The organism is Aquimarina sp. U1-2 (genome assembly GCF_017897595.1).
Taxonomy (GTDB): Bacteria; Bacteroidota; Bacteroidia; order Flavobacteriales; family Flavobacteriaceae; genus Aquimarina.
Genome location: NZ_JAGKIK010000008.1, coordinates 187829 through 204958, shown reverse-complemented (window position 1 = coordinate 204958; position 17130 = coordinate 187829). Strand labels below are relative to the sequence as shown.

Sequence of the window (17130 nt, the reverse complement as noted above, 5' to 3'; positions counted from 1 at the left end):
TATTAAAAGCCAGGGATTTTGCCTTGGCTTTTTGGTTGCTAAGATACGTTAAAAACGTTGCCAATTGTTATTTTATTAACATAATGAAAGTAATAGTATTAGTATATTGTAGTAAACATATTAAAAGCTATGGTTATGAAAAAATTAGTACTTACCACATTATTTATGATGAGCATATTAGTAACATTTGCCAATCATATACCAGGAAATGTTTTGAGCATGCCTAATGAAGACATATTTTCTTTTGAAATTAAACCGTCTATTACTTCTGAATTTATAAAAATTGAAACAAATATACCTGCTCAATCCCTTCATATTAAAGTTATAGACAAGGCTGGATTCATTAGAATAGAAAAGAAATTACACCTAGAAAGAGAATTAGATGTTTCTTCTCTTCGGAAAGGATATTATCTTATCAAAATTTATACCGAGAATAGCATGGCTATTAAACGATTTTACAAAGGTCAAGATGCCGTAAATAATAAATAAGTATCTATTTTTCTAAGAAACCATCGGCTTCCCAGTCCAAAATAATGTCAATCGTTTCTTGCGGTAGCCGCCCTGAGGGTGGCATTACATTATTCATACTGTTCGAGACCATTCTAAGTACAAGATCTCTGTTTACCCCCACAATGGTCTCAGAATAATTGCGTAACGGAAAAGGTGCTCCTTCTACCGGTGGATCTGTATGGCATCGTACGCACTGTGCATCAATAATTACTTTTACATCTGCATTGTAGGTTGTGGTTTTATTTGGATTAGGATTAGTATCAGGATTTGAATCTGGGTCTGGATTTGGCTGCATATTATCATCACTACTACAGTGAAAGCAAATCATAGCTGTAAAAATCAGCAATACTACTCTAAAAAAACGTTTCATAATTTGGGGTTTGAGCAGAAAGATACAAATATTTTAATAAATGGTTTTCAAGATTTGTGGTTGTTGAATTTCAATTTATGAATATCAATAATTTAACCAAAACGATTTACGTCAAGCGGAATACTGAAACGAATTCAGCACAGGCTTGTTTCAGCTTCTCATCTCAATGTGCTGAAAATAAACGTAATGAGATCCTGAAATGAATTCAGGATGACTTCTCAGTTAAATTTTAGATATAATAGCGAACAATCAAATATCAATTCAATAGAGTTCTAAAAACTTGAACCAGTTCAAATAGTAGAAATAAGATTTCTAAAAAAATGTTCCAAGAGCTTTAACTTTTAACATTGTTGTCCAATAAAAAAGTTGATACCCTCTGAAAACCTCTATTACCATTAAGGATGTATGAGTTTATAGAAAAGACACCTTCCTTTTCTAAAATTTAGACCACTTATTTTGAAACTGAATCGCCTTTACTTCAAAAATTATAATAAACAAGTGTTTACAAATAAGTCTTTGTTCTATTTTCTTTAACCGGAAAATACTGATTTTATAAATTAACTTGTACATTATATTCTTTGAGCATTTTGAGATGTGCTTCTAATTCGAACTCAGAGGCTTTAAAACGATCCCGTCTTGCTTTCGCTTCATCTTTTCGAATGATGCTTCTTACAAACCTACGTATAGCCGTTTTATTTTCTAAAATCAAGCCAGGTATAGGGATGCTCTTTCCCTCTTCATTTTTGGCTACCATCGTGAAATAACTAGAATTACAATGTTTTATAGCACCGGTTTGTATGTTTTCGGCTTCTACTCGAAGGCCCACTACCATCGATGTTTTTCCTACATGATTTACAGAGGCTTTCAAAGTTACGAGTTCACCCACTTCTATTGGTTTTAAAAAATCTACTTTATCTACGCTGGCAGTAACACAATATGCTTCAGAGTGTTTAGAAGCGCAGGCAAACGCTATTTGATCCATTAGCGATAAAATGTATCCACCATGTATCTTTCCACTAAAATTAGAATGGGATGGAAGCATCAGTTGTGAAATTGTAATTCTAGACTCCCTATTGGTTTTAAATTCTTTTATCATTGTCTTATTTATTCCTAAAATGAGGAGATTTTTCTTCAACTACGTCAATAAGAAAGTATTTTGTATCTCCAAGCCACCATAATTTAGCAAACCGCTCTTTGTATGTCACTTTTACATAACTACCTTGAAATTTTGCTAGTTTATCAATGAGGTCTTCTTCTTGATCTTCAACAGAAAAACTAAAGATTTGAGCTCCAGAGATCCCTTGACTAATTTCACCTTCCCAAGTTTTTACAAGCACTCCTTTATTGCTAAATTTGATGAGTTCACCACTTCGGTTTCCTTCACTATAGGTTGCATAATATACAAAAGCATACCAGGATGCCAGTAGTCCGAAAATAGTTAAAATAATGATAATAAGTGTTTTTTTCATTTTTGTAATACTTTATATTTTTTTGTTATAATTTTATCTATTCGACTAGGTAGGAGTAAGCAGGTGATTGTGAGCAAATTTTGTCGTATTGTACAATAGATTGATGTTCTCAAATTCATTCATCTTCTACAGCTCTTTTTATGATAGCCTCGGGTAGGGATTTCTTAGCTTTAGCGCCCATTTTCTTCAATTTTTCGACACTTGTTATTAAATTTCCACGACCTTCAACCAGTTTGTTCATTGCTGCCGAATACTCCTTTTTGGCATCATCAATTCTTTTACCTACACCTGTAAGATCTTTTACCAAACCTTCAAATTTATCATAAAGTGCGCCTGCCTGTCTGGCTATTTCTATAGCATTGCGTTGTTGCTTTTCATTATTCCACATGGTATCTATCGTACGTAATGTCGCTAGCAGAGTTGCGGGAGTAACGATTACAATGTTCTTTTCGAATGCCTGATTGTACAATTTGCTGTCCTGATTAATGGCGATAGCAAAGGCAGGTTCTATAGGCACAAATAACAGTACAAAATCAGGGGACTCTATATCGTATAAATCCTGATAATTCTTTTCAGAAAGTTGATCTACATGTCGTTTTAGAGAGATGATGTGTTCTTTAAGGTAGGTAGCTCGCAGATGTTCATCCTCTTCATTAACATAACGTTCGTAAGCGGTAAGCGTTACCTTCGAGTCAATCACCATTTTTTTATGATCCGGAAGGTAAATAACCACATCAGGCAATACTCTTTCACCGTCAGCTTTTGTAAAGTTTTGTTGTACGAAATATTCTCGGTCTTTTTCCAGACCTGATTTTTCCAAAACACGCTCTAGTACTAATTCTCCCCAGTTTCCTTGCATTTTACTATCTCCTTTTAGAGCTTTGGTAAGATTGGTAGCTTCTTTACTCATTTGCTCATTAAGATCTTTTAATCCAAGGATTTGTTGGCGTAGGGCAGCATGATAATCAATACTTTCTTTATGAGTTTGCTCTACTTTTTTTTCAAAAGTGTTGATTTTGTCCTGTAGCGGAGTCAAAATATTTTTGATGTTTTCTTTATTCTGCTCTGTGAATTTATTCGACTTTTCGTCTAGAATTTTATTAGCTAGATTTTCGAATTCTTTGGTGAATTTGTCTTGTAGTTTTTCAACTTCATCTTTTTGTTCTTTATTTTTTAGCTGAAGGTTGTCAAATTCAGCATTGCGCCTGGTCAATTCTGTATTCAAAAAGTCTTTTTCTCTTCGAATTTCTTCTCGATCTGAAGCTATTTCAACAAGTTGTTGTTCAGCATGTTTCTTGTAGTTGTCTAATTGAAGTTGTGCCTGATTCATTCTTTCGGTAAGAATGCTTTTCTCGCTTTTATTTTTTAGCGAGGCGACATAGTTACCAATAAAGAAACCGATGATGATGGATACTATAATGACCCCTATAGAGATTGCAATCGGTGTATATTCTGACATGTACTTAAATTATTTATTGGCATCGCCAAAGGGTAGTATACTCCCTAAGTCTTGCCTCGAAATTGAAAATTAGTTGCTAACGAATACCTCAAGGGCTTGCCTCGAGAATTATGTATTCAAAGATACTGAATCTTATTTGACGCTACTAACAAAGAAGTCCTCCTATTTATATAAGGAAGACTTCTTTTTATTTCATCAAGAAATTTAATTGCAATGTAAATTCGTGATATTCTTTCAATACGGTAGAAAAATTACATCTGGATATTGGGGCTCGAGCCCACAAAATTGGTCTGTACCTTTACATCAAAAGTAATCTCACCATCTACTCCGTCGGTACCAACAATATCAGTTACTCTTATAACTCCTTTATTACCATAGCTATCAACAAATTCTATCACATCACCTTCTGCCATATTGTTGATTCTTTGAGATGAGGATTGTGTAATGCCATCAAGATCTGCTCTCGTGGTTACCGAATTGAAGTCTATTGTCGATGTTGCAAAATAGAACGTATTTAATTCTGAATCTGGAACATTCGTAAGGGCTGGTATATCAATAATATTATCTGGGTAATTTTGTGCTGAAGCAAAAGATGCATTACCATTTAATCCGTAATAGTAACCAAAATCCCAAAATGCAGCAAATTCTTCACCCTGATCTATGCGGTATACTGTATTGTTGAATAAAGAAATAAAAGAATTTGACGTTCCGTCTCCCAATGGAGCGGCAAGCATTGTTTGGCTGAAAGACTGAATGCCTTCACTCGTGGCACCGTTACCTGCAGTAAACGTAATCACACCAAATGCCGTATCGTCGATTGAATTTCTTTTTGTTACGTCTCTAAAGTCTCCACGACCTGTTGTAGCCCATACCAGGTATGTTACAGTACCATTTGCATTACTTGGTGTGTCAAAAGGAATATTAAAGGTAAAGCTGGTTCTGTTATCACTAACTAAATCAATAGATCCATCTGCTTTTTCGTCAACAGTACCTTCTTCAAATTGAAAGGGTTCATACGCTCCGCCATTCTCGCTTTTGGCAATATAAAGTCTACGCATGGGTTCGTCTGAAGTAAAGGTGACATTAACAGTTACATTGCTACTTAAGCTGGCAGTTGTTCTGTTAATATTACGCTCATCTGATCCTGCGTTAGTAGTATTAACGATCAGTTCGAGGTTAGTATCTGGATCTGGTCCTTGAATAGCATCGTTATCATCACTACTACAGCTCATCAAAAATAGCGTGAAGATAAATACCGTTGCAATCGATTTGAGTTTTAAAATACGTTTCATCATTAATTGTTTTAAGGTTTTGAGCTAAAGTATCGGAATAATTTTCGAAAGGCGTGCTCAATGGTGAGGAATGCGTGCTGATATGCTAAAAAAAAGATCGTTATCGCTAAAATGATTCTAGAGTGAAAATATTTTCTTACATTTTCATGAGCAACTAGCTTCTAACTTTATAGCGTCCTGATTTTTCATCAAAAATGACTAAATCTTCAGGAAAAAGTCCTGAAAATGCGCGCGCCTGAATCAATTCTTTGGGTCGGCCAAATTCAAAACCGTTAGTGTTCATAACGATCATTTTGTCACATAACTGTATGGCAAAATCGATTTCATGAGTAGAAAATAAAATAGTTTTCTTGGTTTCGAAAGCAAGACGTTTTAAAAGCTTTAAAATGTAAGCCTTATGGTAAACATCTAAGTGAGTGGTGGGTTCATCTAGCATAATAAAAGGGGTATCTTGTGCTATGGCCCTGGCAATAAGTACCTTTTGAAGCTGCCCGTCACTTAATTCGAAGCAGCGTTTGGTAGTAAGGTCCTGTGTATGTGTTACTTCTAGAGCCTTTCTTACTTTTTCTATATCTTCATCAGTTAGTTTGCCTACCCAATTGGTATATGGTTGCCTACCCAAAGCCACCAATTCTTGAACGGTAAGGTTTTTTGATGCAATAGCCTCTGTAAGTACAATACTTAATTGTGAGGCAAGCGCTACAGGTTTGTATGCGGTTAGTTCTTTACCAGATAGTAGTATACTACCATGCAAGGCCGGTTGAACTCTCGACAACGTTCTTAATAACGTAGATTTACCTATTCCGTTGGCACCAACCAAACCAATCAATTCTCCTTGATACAGTTTTAGGTTGATATCGGCAGCTACAACATTTAATGCCTTATTTGAATGATAACCTATCGATAAGTTTTCGGTTTTGAGAACGGTATTTAGGGTTTCGGGGTCTATAGCATATGTTTTTTACAGTTGTGCCAAATATAGAAAATAGATTTTTAAACAGTATTGTCGGTTAAAGAAAATAGACCGCTGCGCTGCTAGAAAATAGAGCAAAGACTTATTTGTAACTACTTGTCTATTATGGTTTTTGAAGTAAAGGCGATTCAGTTTCAAAATAAGTTGTCTAAATTTTAGAAAAGTAAGGTGTCTTTTCTATAAACTCATAAATTCTTAATGGTAATAGAGGTTTTCAGAGCGTATCAACTTTTGTATCGGACAACATAGATTTTTAAACATTAAAATCAAATAGTAATGTATATATGGTATCACTATGGTTTTTGATATTTTCTTTTCCGCAATAGCGAAAATACAAATGCAAATACCAGTAATAACACTAAGGGGACAACCAAATTAATAACCTGCCAAAGCGTACGTTCTCGAACCACCTTTTCAACATTTAAAAACGGAACTTTGATCTCTTTACTTCGCACTTCTATAAGTCCCGAATCATCTAATAGATAATTTATGGTATTTAATAAAAACTCTTTATTGCCATATTTGAGGTTGAGGTAAGGATCATATCCTAACTCCAAAGGTTGACCTTTACGTATTTTATTTTTAATAACGTCTCCATCTGACACGATCATCATTTTGGTGTCGATACTCTGGTCTTTGTGGGATGGCAGCGAAACTGGTTTTATCCTGTTCTTATACGCAGATTTAAATTGTCCCTCTAACAGTACGGCAAGGTTTTGAGGTCCTTCAGTATAACTTGCAATATTTGGTTTTTTTCTGATGATATCTAATCGTATTTCTTTAGGAACACCTTCTAATTTCGATTTTTCTGAACTGGTAAGTAAAACTGTTTTTTTTACCGTATTCTTAAGGGTGTCAATTTGATTCGAGAATTCAAATTTTACAGATTCGATGGTATTAACAATGGGGTGATTGCTATTACTTTTGGTTAAAGATGCATAAAACCAGGGGTATGGCGTAAATTGAGTTTCATTACCTTCTCCCGATGCCAAAACGAGCGGGGCAGAGTATAAATCATTAACCAGAATGGGGTTTACACGCACCCCATAAGAAAATAATACATCTCCCAGTCTAAGATCTTGCATAAGCGCTACAGAAGAACCTTCAGGATTCATTAAACTATCGATTTCCATAGTCGTAGATTCTATAAGCCAAAGTGATTTGCCCCCCTTCATTATAAATTGATCCAAAATGTACTTCTCGTTTTCAGAAAAAGCTTTGGTAGGTTTTGCATTGATAATCATGTCAAACTTTTGGAGATCAGATGCTGTTTTTTGAGGATTAGTGGCAACAGAATCTAATGTAAAAGCTCCAACAAAATAATAGTCTTGTAGTGTTTTAATAAAATCGGCAATCTTAGCATCTGGTAATTGTCCATTACCTTTTAGCACAGCAATTTTATATTTTTTAGGATGAAATAGTTTGGTGAAACCATCTGCAAAAACGTATTCGAGTTGTTGTGTTGAATTGTTTACACGTTCTTCAGCAGTAGCACCCATCGTATTTTTAACCAGAGAAACTTTGACACTTCGATCTTTATAGCTTAGAATGGCCCATGGGACTATGGTTTCAATTTCGGTTTTTCCACTTTCTTGAACACTTACTTCCATTGGAGTAAGACCAAATTGCTGTAATTGATTGATGGTTTCGGCGCGTAGTGCTTCTTCTTCTAGCGGATTTGTAAAAACGTACTGTATATTAGAATTTAGCGCGTTAAATTCATCTAAAATCTGTCTGACTTCTGCTTGTAATCTTTTAAACTCTGGCGGAAAATCACCTTTTAAAAGTACGTCGATTACAACTTGATCAGGAACTTCTGAAATTAAATTTTTGGTGGCTTTAGAAAGCGTAAAACGATCATCTTGTGTTACATCAAAACGCTTGTAATTAGAATTCCCTAAGGCACTAATGATAAATAAAAGAGCTAAAACAATAGCTAGGATCTTAAATTTTCGTTTTCTTTTTTCTTTACTTAAAAGTAGTATAGTAAGTACGATGAAAAGTAAAATACATCCTATAAAATAGTATACATCTCTGGTATCAATTACACCTTGACCCATTCGTTCAAAATGCAGTTGCATCCCTAAATGGTCTACAATTAGAATTTCGTATGCTGACAGTGCATTAAAACCAAAATAGAAAGTAAAGCATAACAATGAAGCGATTAAAAAGGAAATAATCTGGTTATGAGTAATAGCAGACGAAAATATGCCAATCGCGCCATATGTTGCCGCCAAAAGCAACAAGGCGATATAAGATCCTAATGTACTTCCGATGTCAATATTGCTTTCGGGGTTTCCCAATTGAACGAGTGTAAAAACATACAAAAGACTAGGTAATAAAGTGATACTTATTACTATAAGACTTGCTAGATATTTTCCCAGAACCAATTGCCATAACTTTATAGGCTTGGTAAATAATACCTCTAACGTACCCTGTTTTTTTTCTTCGGAAAATGTTTTCATAGTCACGGCAGGAATCAGGAAAAGTAATATCCAGGGCGCAATTTGAAAGAAAGGGGAGAGGTCGGCAAATCCACTATCCAGTATGTTATACTGCCCTTTGAATACCCATAAAAACAGTCCGTTTAAAAGTAAGAACACAGCAATCACGAGATACCCAACTGCGGTAGTAAAAAATGTGTTTATTTCTTTTCGTAGAATTGCAAACATAGTTTGTTAGTTGTTAGGTGATAGTGATTAGGTTTTGGGTTTTAGTCAATTTTTAGTAGAGTACACATAACTCATAACTCATAACTTTTACATTTATCATTTTACATTTTGCATTTCAACGTTTTCTCACACTCCATGCTTCGGGTTTTTGGTTGAATTTATTTTTTGTATTTGACCAAACACTTTTGAATAACGAAGAGTTTCTGTAGTTATTGAGGTGCTCTTCAGATTCCCAGTGACTGTAGGTAAAAAACTGGTTGGGTTGCTGTGTATCCTGTAATAATTCAACATAGTGACAACCTTCGAAATTTCTGATTTTATATTTATTTTCTTCAAAGATTTTTAAAAAAGCATCAATTTGGTCAGGGACAAACCCCATTTTTACAATTCGTATAATCATGCGCGATAGTTAAAAGACGATAAAGTTACAAAGCTTATAGTTATTTATGATCTAGTTATAGGATAAAGTCTTTTAATTTCCTACAAGACGTTATGTTTTTGCAGTCTTTTCAATCAGATTAGTGACTTTGCTTGAATAATATCGGAATATAAAGTAGACAGTACATAGTATAAAGTATAAAGTACTCAATACTCAATACTCAATACTCACTACTAATTCTCAATCATTCAAAACTAACAGTGACCGTATCCCGAAAGTATAATCCAAAAAGATTGGATGCACCCCCTACGGTTTTAGGGTTACTTTTGTATATGGCAAGTTCTAAATATCCTGAAGAGTTAAAAATAGCTAGTTTTTTTCCATCTTCCTCCCGCTTACCTTTATCGAGTTTAAAATTGATAGCATCACTATACCGTTCATATACACTTTTAAAAATTGCTGTACGAGCCATGATAGTAAATGTTCTTCCTTTTCCTACCTTTTCGAACAATTTTTTAGTAATGTTAGTAATTAAATTACCGTAATTATCAATGTAAATAATACTACCCACGATTTGAGTATCTCCAACATTAACGATGGGTGTTATTCCTTTGATCGTTTTTATTTCAGAAATTGATTTACCAATAACCTCTAAAGTTCCACCTCGCGCAATATGACAGGCTACAGTTACAAACACATCTATTACCGGAAAATTAGATACGATAGCATCATGGATGTTAATTTCTACAATTTTTTCAGGATTAAATTCTGATGTAATCATTCCTATTAATCCATTATCGGCACATATAAAATAATGGTCATCAAGATATAAGGCAATATGTTTATTTTCTGGATGAAGCTCACTATCTATACCAATTATATGGATACTTCCTTTTGGGAAATTTTTATACGCATTTTGAATAATGTAAGCGGCTTCAGTAATATGAAATGGCGAAATCTCGTGCGAAACATCAACTATTTTGGCATCTGGTAGCTCGGTATAGATAGCTCCTTTTACCGCAGCTACAAAATGATCTTTGATTCCAAAATCTGTAGTTAATGTAATTATCGGCATGTAATAATTGTTAATATCTTTTAACGGTAAGCCCTTAAAAATATGTAAATTTGTCTTGTAATCACAAAAAGTTTTTCTTTTGGTTTCAAAATAGAATATGACCCGACTTCTTGGTCAGGTTGTAGGCGTACAGAATAAAAATTTCATAGTATTCTGGATGATCTTAAATTCTCATTTTTGTTTCCCTCTGAAAAATTTTAAAACAAATACTATCATTATCAGTACGACAAACTTAGTCAATCCGTAAAACAATTCATACTAAAAATTTATATAGCTTTTGAACGAACTCATTATTGAACTTACAGAGATTAATCCGAGAGAGTTTTTCGGACTTCAGAATAGCAATATTCAATTATTAAAAAAGTACTTTCCTAAACTGAAAATCGTTGCACGTGGTAGTAAAATGAAAGTCTACGGAGACGAAGACATGCTCGAAGAGTTTGACCTTCGTTTTAATATGCTTCTGGATCATTTCGGAAAGTATAATAAGCTCGATGAAAATGTTATCGAACGCGTATTAACCAGCGAGAGCAAAGATGATTATGAAACTTCTGTAAGTAGTGGCGAAACATTAATTCACGGTGTAGGAGGGAGGTTGATCAAGGCACAAACGGCTAATCAAAGAAAACTGGTAGAGTCTTCAAATAAGAATGATATGGTTTTTGCCATTGGCCCGGCGGGTACCGGAAAAACATACACCGGTGTAGCCTTGGCTGTAAAAGCATTAAAAGAAAAGCAGGTTCGAAGAATTATTTTGACACGACCAGCTGTTGAAGCCGGAGAAAATTTAGGATTTCTGCCAGGCGATCTTAAAGAAAAATTAGATCCCTACATGCAACCCCTTTATGATGCGCTACGCGATATGGTCCCCAGTGAAAAACTAGATAGTTTTATTGAAAAAGGAATTATACAAATCGCTCCCATGGCATTTATGAGAGGAAGAACGTTGGATAATGCTTTTGTAATTCTGGATGAAGCTCAAAATACAACACACGCCCAAATGAAAATGTTTTTGACTCGTATGGGTAAAAATGCAAAATTTATTATTACCGGGGATCCGGGACAAATCGATTTGCCAAGACGAGTAACTTCTGGACTGAAGGAGGCGTTGCTCGTTCTTAAAAATATCCAGGGTATCGGTATGATATATCTCGACGATAAAGATGTAATACGGCATAAACTGGTAAAAAAGGTTATTGCGGCGTATAAAGAAATAGAGCATAGAAATGGATGATGTAGTTTGTGAGTCTTTTTAGTCTTTGAGTTGTTGAGTCTTTTAGTCATTGAGTCTTTGAGTTTCTGAGTTTTTGAGTTTCTGAGAATCTAAGTTTCAAAGTCTCTGAGATTTTAAGAATCTAAGTTGATAAGTATTTGAGACCAGAAACGGAAAACGAGAAACGAGAAACGAGAAACAAGAAACCATAAGCCTAACACCTAAAACCTAAAACCTAACACCTAAAACCTAGAACCTAGAAACACCAAACCCAACAAATGAATACAATTACCAATACCGACTACAATTTTCCGAAGCAAAAATCGGTATACAAAGGAAAAGTGAGAGAAGTGTATACTATTGATAACGAATTGCTGGTTATGATTGCTACAGATCGTTTATCGGCTTTTGATGTAGTTTTACCTAAAGGAATTCCTTTCAAAGGTCAGATCCTTAATCAAATAGCTACCAAAATGATGAAAGCCACAGAGGATTTAGTACCTAACTGGCTTATCGATACGCCCGATCCTAATGTAGCGGTGGGGCGTTTATGTACGCCTTTTAAGGTTGAAATGGTGATTCGAGGATATCTGTCTGGTCATGCCGCAAGGGAATATAAAAAAGGAAAGCGTCAACTTTGTGGTGTAGCTATGCCTGAGGGGATGAAAGAAAATGATAAGTTTCCTAACCCTATTATTACACCATCAACAAAAGCAGATAATGGTGAGCACGACGAGGATATCTCGCGAGAAGAAATAGTATCCAAAGGAATCGTTTCTAAAAGCGATTATCAAATTCTTGAAGAGTATACTCATAAACTTTTTCAACGAGGAACAGAAATTGCTGCAGAGCGTGGATTAATTCTGGTAGATACCAAATATGAATTTGGAAAAACTAGTGACGGAATGATTGTTTTGATAGACGAAATTCATACTCCTGATTCTTCACGGTATTTTTATGCGAAAGGATATATGGAAAGACAAGAAAATGATGAACCTCAAAAACAGTTATCAAAAGAATTCGTTCGACAGTGGTTGATAAATAAAGGGTTTCAAGGAAAGGAAGGTCAGCAAATTCCTGTGATGACTGCTGAATTTGTTTCTTCTGTTTCAGATCGGTACATTGAACTTTATGAAAAGATTACCGGTGAAACTTTTCATAAGGCTAATGTCGACCAAATAGAAAAACGTATTGAACAGAATGTACTATCTTATTTGAAATAAGTTTAACACAAGAAAATGAATAGTCACTAATTTTTAAGTTCATTTTTTCGCATAGGCATTTGATCTATACGATTAAATATGTCGCTGGCCTGTAGATCATCCTTGCAACTCAATTTAACATTCCCGTCCAAACCTATCAAAACTATTTTAAAAGGAGATTGATCGCTATTAAAAGTGCTTAAGAATTCTATATCTGTAGATAGTAAAGAGGTGCGTTGTAAACCAAACTGATACGATTTTGGAGTGACCACATACATCACAAGTTTTCGATCTTTGATGTCTTGTGGATAGGCTTGCAATTCTAATTTTTGTTTTTGAAATGTAGTATTTAAAAACGAGTCAGTAAAAATGACAATAATTCTATGTTTCCAAAGATGTTTATCCAAATTTTGGGACCAACACATAGAGCAATAGCTTAGAAAACATACCCATATAATAATTCGCATCATCTTTTAACAGAACCGATTTATAAATCAGTTTATGAAGTAATTACAGATAATGGGCTTTCTAGTAGTTGCACATTATCTTGTAATCTTTCTTTTACAATATTCATCATTCTTTTGTTAAGGGCAGAAGAGTTTTGAGTGTATTGTAAATACTCTTGTATGGTAAATTGACCAATGATCATTCCTTTCAAACTATTTCTAAGTTTCATGTCTTTCTGGATAGCATTTTCAATATAAATCAATCGCTTTTCAAGGGATATTTCGTAGAAGGTATTTTTTCTTTTTTTAATATAATTTCTAAATACTTCTATTATTAAGTTTCCCTGAAGTTTTACTATCGGTCTAAGCGTTCTATTCTGAAACTTTTCGTCGCTACTCATATTTTCAGAAACTCTAACATTTGATAATTTTGGACGTATTTCTAATAAACTTATTTCCCTGTTTTCCATAATTCAAATAGATTACTCGATATTCGAGGTATAATACTCCTTTGATTTTTGCTTACTCCACGTACAATGTTCACGCCATTTTTTATAAATTTAGCAATACTCTAAATGTAAATCCTTTACTTTTTGATATGTTGACATATATAACTAAAATACGGATTAGTATTCTTGATATTTCACCTGAAGAATTTGAGTTGTAAACGACTTATGAACAATTGGACTACCAGGTAGTCGAGTTAAATTGTATGTGACCAATCTACATTGAATTATAAGAAGGTCTAAAAAGTTTAAACCACTTCCACTTTAAAATCACTCATTAAAACTTGCCCACCTGTTGGATGGCAGTCAGGATTGCCCTTTTCAGTTTATACTTCAAAATAAAAGCAGTCATTTTTCGTCTAAACAAAAAATGACTGCTTTTATTTGAGCAATTTCAAAGTAGAACTGGTATTATTTATTAATAAATGCTTCTTTATCTAAAATTTTGGTAGGAGATTTTCCTGTCTTTTCTAGATAATTATTCAATTTAGCAATTTGTTTGCTTTTGATTTTGTCATAAGAAACTTTAGCTTCATTTAATCGGGTTTCTAGTATCTCCTGATTTTCTATTTTCGCATAAGAGGGTTTTTCAAACTGATTCGCTACTTCACCATATAATTGAGATAGTTTTTCGCGTAACTGTGGTTCTGCTTCTGCTACATAATTGTCGCCGGTGGTAACCACCAGAGTTTCTTTCAATTGGGTTAAAGCTTCGATCACCGGAGTGGCAATTTTCTTTGCGGCAGGATCATTCTCAATCAATTTTTCAGCTACTTTACTATGCTCATCAATTTTATAGACCAAATACGCGAGTGTTTCCATGTTATCAAACAATTGCTGCGTTAATTTTTTATGCGCAATTCTATCGTCTGGAGTGATTGAAGAAGCAGGGTCGTTTTTCACTGTAAGTGTACTTGTATACTCGTTTTTGCCTTTTTTTAGAACCACTTTATACGTACCGGCAGCAACTCTTGGTGCCGTAAACCCTCCAAAGGTAAAAGTCTTACCTGCGGCTACTTTGGGTCCTTTTTTTCTAAAATTCCAGTTGACTACATTAATACCTTTCGCTTTACCCGGAACTAAACTTACGACTTCGTTACCCTCTTTATCTTGTATAGACAAGGTCATTTTACCAAAGGTGTGTCTTTTTTTGAGATAATAAATGATTTTAGCATCTGAGCTTGGGTTATCACCTACAAATTGCAGTTCTGTACTACCACCACCAAAGCCTCCTTCTTCTTTAATTATGGCAGGCTTGGTATCAAAGAAGTGAACATCCTTGGTAAGTATGTTTTGATTAATTTGTCGTAGCGGAGAAATGTCATCAATAATAATGATACCTCGACCATGAGTGCCCATGACCAAATCGTTTGTTTGTTTCTGTAGATCAATAAAATGAACGGCGGTAGCCGGCATTTTATTCGTGAATTTTGACCAGTGCTGTCCGCCGTCTATAGTAATAAACAAACCAAACTCGGTCCCGAGAAATAATAAATCTTCGTTTACATAATCTTCTTGAATGTTTCTAGCAAAACCTTTGATATCTTTTGTGACGATAGATTTCCATGTTTTTCCAAAATCTGAAGTTTTATAAACATAGGTGTTCATGTCCCCAGAGGCATGACCGTCAAAAACGGCATAAGCAGTTCCTTTTTTATGAGTACTAGCTTCAATATGATATACCCACGTGTTTTTTGGAAGTCCTTGTATGTTTGCAACCGTATTGGTCCAAGTTTTTCCTCCATCCTGGGTGATCTGTACATTTCCATCATCTGTGCCTACCCAGATTATTTTTTCGTCTAATGGAGATTCTACAATAGTAAAAATTGTGGTATGGGTTTCGGCTCCGGATTTATCTGTAGAAATACCTCCTGATTCTTTATCCTGTTTTTTAGGATCATTGGTAGTCAAATCTGGAGATATTTTTTTCCAGTTATCCCCCATATCTTCACTAACATGTAGAAATTGACTTCCCATGTAAAATCTATCCGGTTGATGTGCACTCACAGCCATAGGAGCATTCCAGTTAAAACGCAGATCTGCTTCACCTTTTATAGGAAACGGTTGTATATTTTTGGTATAATTTTTATCCATATCATACCTCCATACATTTTGTGCGCCTTGCATTTCAGAATAAATTATTCTTTTCGTAGGGTGTCTTAAAACTCTAAATCCATCGCCAACACCAACAGGATTCCAATCACGGGCTTCGATACCTCCTGGGGATGAAGAAGGTCCCCACCACGATCCATTATCCTGTAAACCACCATAAATATTGTAGGGTTCGTCATTATCAACACTAATATGATAAAATTGAGATACAGGAAGATTATCTACCATATCAAGGGTAGCGCCTCCGTCCCAACTTCTATAGACACCTCCATCGGTTCCTACATACATCGCATCGGGATTATTACTATCAAAAACAATGTCGTGTATGTCGGCATGCATATTTCCCAAATCCTTAAATGTTTTTCCGCCGTCTCTAGATATAGATCCAAACAAACCACCTTTTACTAAAATATCTGGATTTGTGGGATGCACAACTAATCGTGAAAAGTAAAAAGGTCGAACAACAAGTCCGAAATCTCCGTTTAACAAGGTCCAACTTGCACCCGCATCGTCTGATCGATAAAGCCCTTTATCCTCTTTACTCTCTACAACTGCAAATACCGTTTTTGGAGCAGAGGGAGCTATGGCAATTGCGAACCTGCCCAGGTCTCCTTTTGGAAAGCCATTATGGATCTTTTTCCACGTTTTTCCTGCATCTGTCGATTTGTATAATGCGCTGTTCGGGCCACCCGAGTTAAATCCCCATGCCGTTCTGCGAAACTCCCACATAGCAGCGTATAGAATGTTAGGATTAGTGGGATCCATTAGGATATCATTCGCTCCTGTTTTTTCGTTAATGTACAGGATTTTTTCCCATGTTTTGCCGCCATCTATAGTTTTATAAACGCCACGGTCTTCACTATCGCCCCAAAGCGCACCTAATACCCCTACATAAACCTCGTTAGCGTTTTTGGGATTTATTACTATACTACTGATTCTTTCAGAGTTTTCGAAACCTATTTTTTTCCAGTTAGCGCCCCCATCATTCGATTTATACAAACCATCACCCACAGAAACACTATTTCTGGTCCAGATCTCCCCGGTACCCACCCAAACTGTATTGTCAGGATCACTAGGATCTACCGCTACAACGCCAATAGATTGTGCATGATCATCAAATACAGAAGAAAAAGAGGCACCTCCGTTTTCAGACTTCCAAACCCCGCCACCTGCAGTACCCGCGTACAGTATTTTGGCGTTGGTAGGATGATTTTCAAGATCGATAATACGACCACTCATTAATGCAGGGCCTATTTGTCGAGCTTCCATAGTACCAAAGAGTTCTTTTCCTTTAAGTACAATTTCTTGAGAATATGCAGTTATAGATACTAGTATACCCAGTATAACCGCCATGTTTTTACGATTCATGACTATTTTGATTGATTTGTTGTGAATATAAAATAGAGCTATTTAACAACTCCTTTGTATGACATTTAGAGCAAAGTCAAAAAA

Annotated in this window: 15 protein-coding genes; 3 read left to right on the top strand and 12 right to left on the bottom strand. The window is 35.1% G+C overall.

Translation table 11 applies throughout. The annotated features are described in order from the left end of the window. The first annotated feature begins 135 nt into the window (after positions 1–135). Positions 136–489 (top strand): T9SS type A sorting domain-containing protein, encoded by a 354-nt coding sequence (locus J8281_RS12235; RefSeq protein ID WP_210197918.1) that lies wholly within the window; start codon positions 136–138, stop codon positions 487–489. A 4-nt stretch (positions 490–493) separates the two neighbouring features. Here the strand turns inward: J8281_RS12235 and J8281_RS12230 are convergent, their stop codons facing one another. The 9 genes from J8281_RS12230 to J8281_RS12190 form a co-directional block, all read right to left on the bottom strand. Beyond that, on the bottom strand, positions 494–880 hold the full coding sequence (locus J8281_RS12230; protein WP_210197917.1) for a hypothetical protein: 387 nt from the start codon (positions 878–880) through the stop codon (positions 494–496). A 550-nt stretch (positions 881–1430) separates the two neighbouring features. Then, entirely contained in the window at positions 1431–1976 is a 546-nt protein-coding gene (locus J8281_RS12225) for an acyl-CoA thioesterase (protein ID WP_210197916.1), read from the bottom strand. A 4-nt stretch (positions 1977–1980) separates the two neighbouring features. Further along, positions 1981–2349 carry a 6-phosphogluconate dehydrogenase gene (locus J8281_RS12220; protein WP_210197915.1) on the bottom strand — a complete coding sequence of 123 codons (369 nt, stop codon included), beginning with the start codon at positions 2347–2349 and terminating at the stop codon, positions 1981–1983. Positions 2350–2464: 115 nt separating this feature from the next. Then, the gene (locus J8281_RS12215) at positions 2465–3808 is read right to left on the bottom strand and encodes a DNA recombination protein RmuC (protein WP_210197914.1); all 1344 of its coding nucleotides are present in this window, start codon (positions 3806–3808) and stop codon (positions 2465–2467) included. A 251-nt stretch (positions 3809–4059) separates the two neighbouring features. Next, positions 4060–5103 carry a hypothetical protein gene (locus J8281_RS12210; protein ID WP_210197913.1) on the bottom strand — a complete coding sequence of 348 codons (1044 nt, stop codon included), beginning with the start codon at positions 5101–5103 and terminating at the stop codon, positions 4060–4062. Between the two features lie 151 nt (positions 5104–5254). After that, positions 5255–6001 (bottom strand): ABC transporter ATP-binding protein, encoded by a 747-nt coding sequence (locus tag J8281_RS12205; RefSeq protein ID WP_371812610.1) that lies wholly within the window; start codon positions 5999–6001, stop codon positions 5255–5257. Between the two features lie 365 nt (positions 6002–6366). Then, the gene (gldG, locus tag J8281_RS12200) at positions 6367–8745 is read right to left on the bottom strand and encodes a gliding motility-associated ABC transporter substrate-binding protein GldG (RefSeq protein ID WP_210197912.1); all 2379 of its coding nucleotides are present in this window, start codon (positions 8743–8745) and stop codon (positions 6367–6369) included. A gap of 115 nt (positions 8746–8860) precedes the next feature. Then, on the bottom strand, positions 8861–9145 hold the full coding sequence (locus tag J8281_RS12195; RefSeq protein WP_210197911.1) for a putative quinol monooxygenase: 285 nt from the start codon (positions 9143–9145) through the stop codon (positions 8861–8863). 223 nt (positions 9146–9368) lie between these two features. Beyond that, positions 9369–10199 carry an S-adenosyl-l-methionine hydroxide adenosyltransferase family protein gene (locus J8281_RS12190; RefSeq protein WP_210197910.1) on the bottom strand — a complete coding sequence of 277 codons (831 nt, stop codon included), beginning with the start codon at positions 10197–10199 and terminating at the stop codon, positions 9369–9371. A 277-nt stretch (positions 10200–10476) separates the two neighbouring features. Between J8281_RS12190 and J8281_RS12185 the strand changes: the two genes are divergently transcribed. After that, positions 10477–11433, top strand: coding sequence for a PhoH family protein (locus J8281_RS12185; RefSeq protein ID WP_210197909.1), 957 nt, complete (start codon positions 10477–10479; stop codon positions 11431–11433). A gap of 257 nt (positions 11434–11690) precedes the next feature. Continuing rightward, on the top strand, positions 11691–12635 hold the full coding sequence (locus tag J8281_RS12180; RefSeq protein WP_210197908.1) for a phosphoribosylaminoimidazolesuccinocarboxamide synthase: 945 nt from the start codon (positions 11691–11693) through the stop codon (positions 12633–12635). A 26-nt stretch (positions 12636–12661) separates the two neighbouring features. Here the strand turns inward: J8281_RS12180 and J8281_RS12175 are convergent, their stop codons facing one another. From J8281_RS12175 to J8281_RS12165, 3 genes are all read right to left on the bottom strand, one after another. Beyond that, complete coding sequence (locus J8281_RS12175; RefSeq protein WP_210197907.1) at positions 12662–13021, bottom strand: DUF4174 domain-containing protein; 360 nt, start codon at positions 13019–13021, stop codon at positions 12662–12664. A gap of 92 nt (positions 13022–13113) precedes the next feature. Then, on the bottom strand, positions 13114–13530 hold the full coding sequence (locus tag J8281_RS12170) for a glyoxalase (RefSeq protein ID WP_210197906.1): 417 nt from the start codon (positions 13528–13530) through the stop codon (positions 13114–13116). A 447-nt stretch (positions 13531–13977) separates the two neighbouring features. After that, complete coding sequence (locus tag J8281_RS12165; RefSeq protein WP_210197905.1) at positions 13978–17046, bottom strand: hypothetical protein; 3069 nt, start codon at positions 17044–17046, stop codon at positions 13978–13980. Positions 17047–17130: the final 84 nt, after the last annotated feature.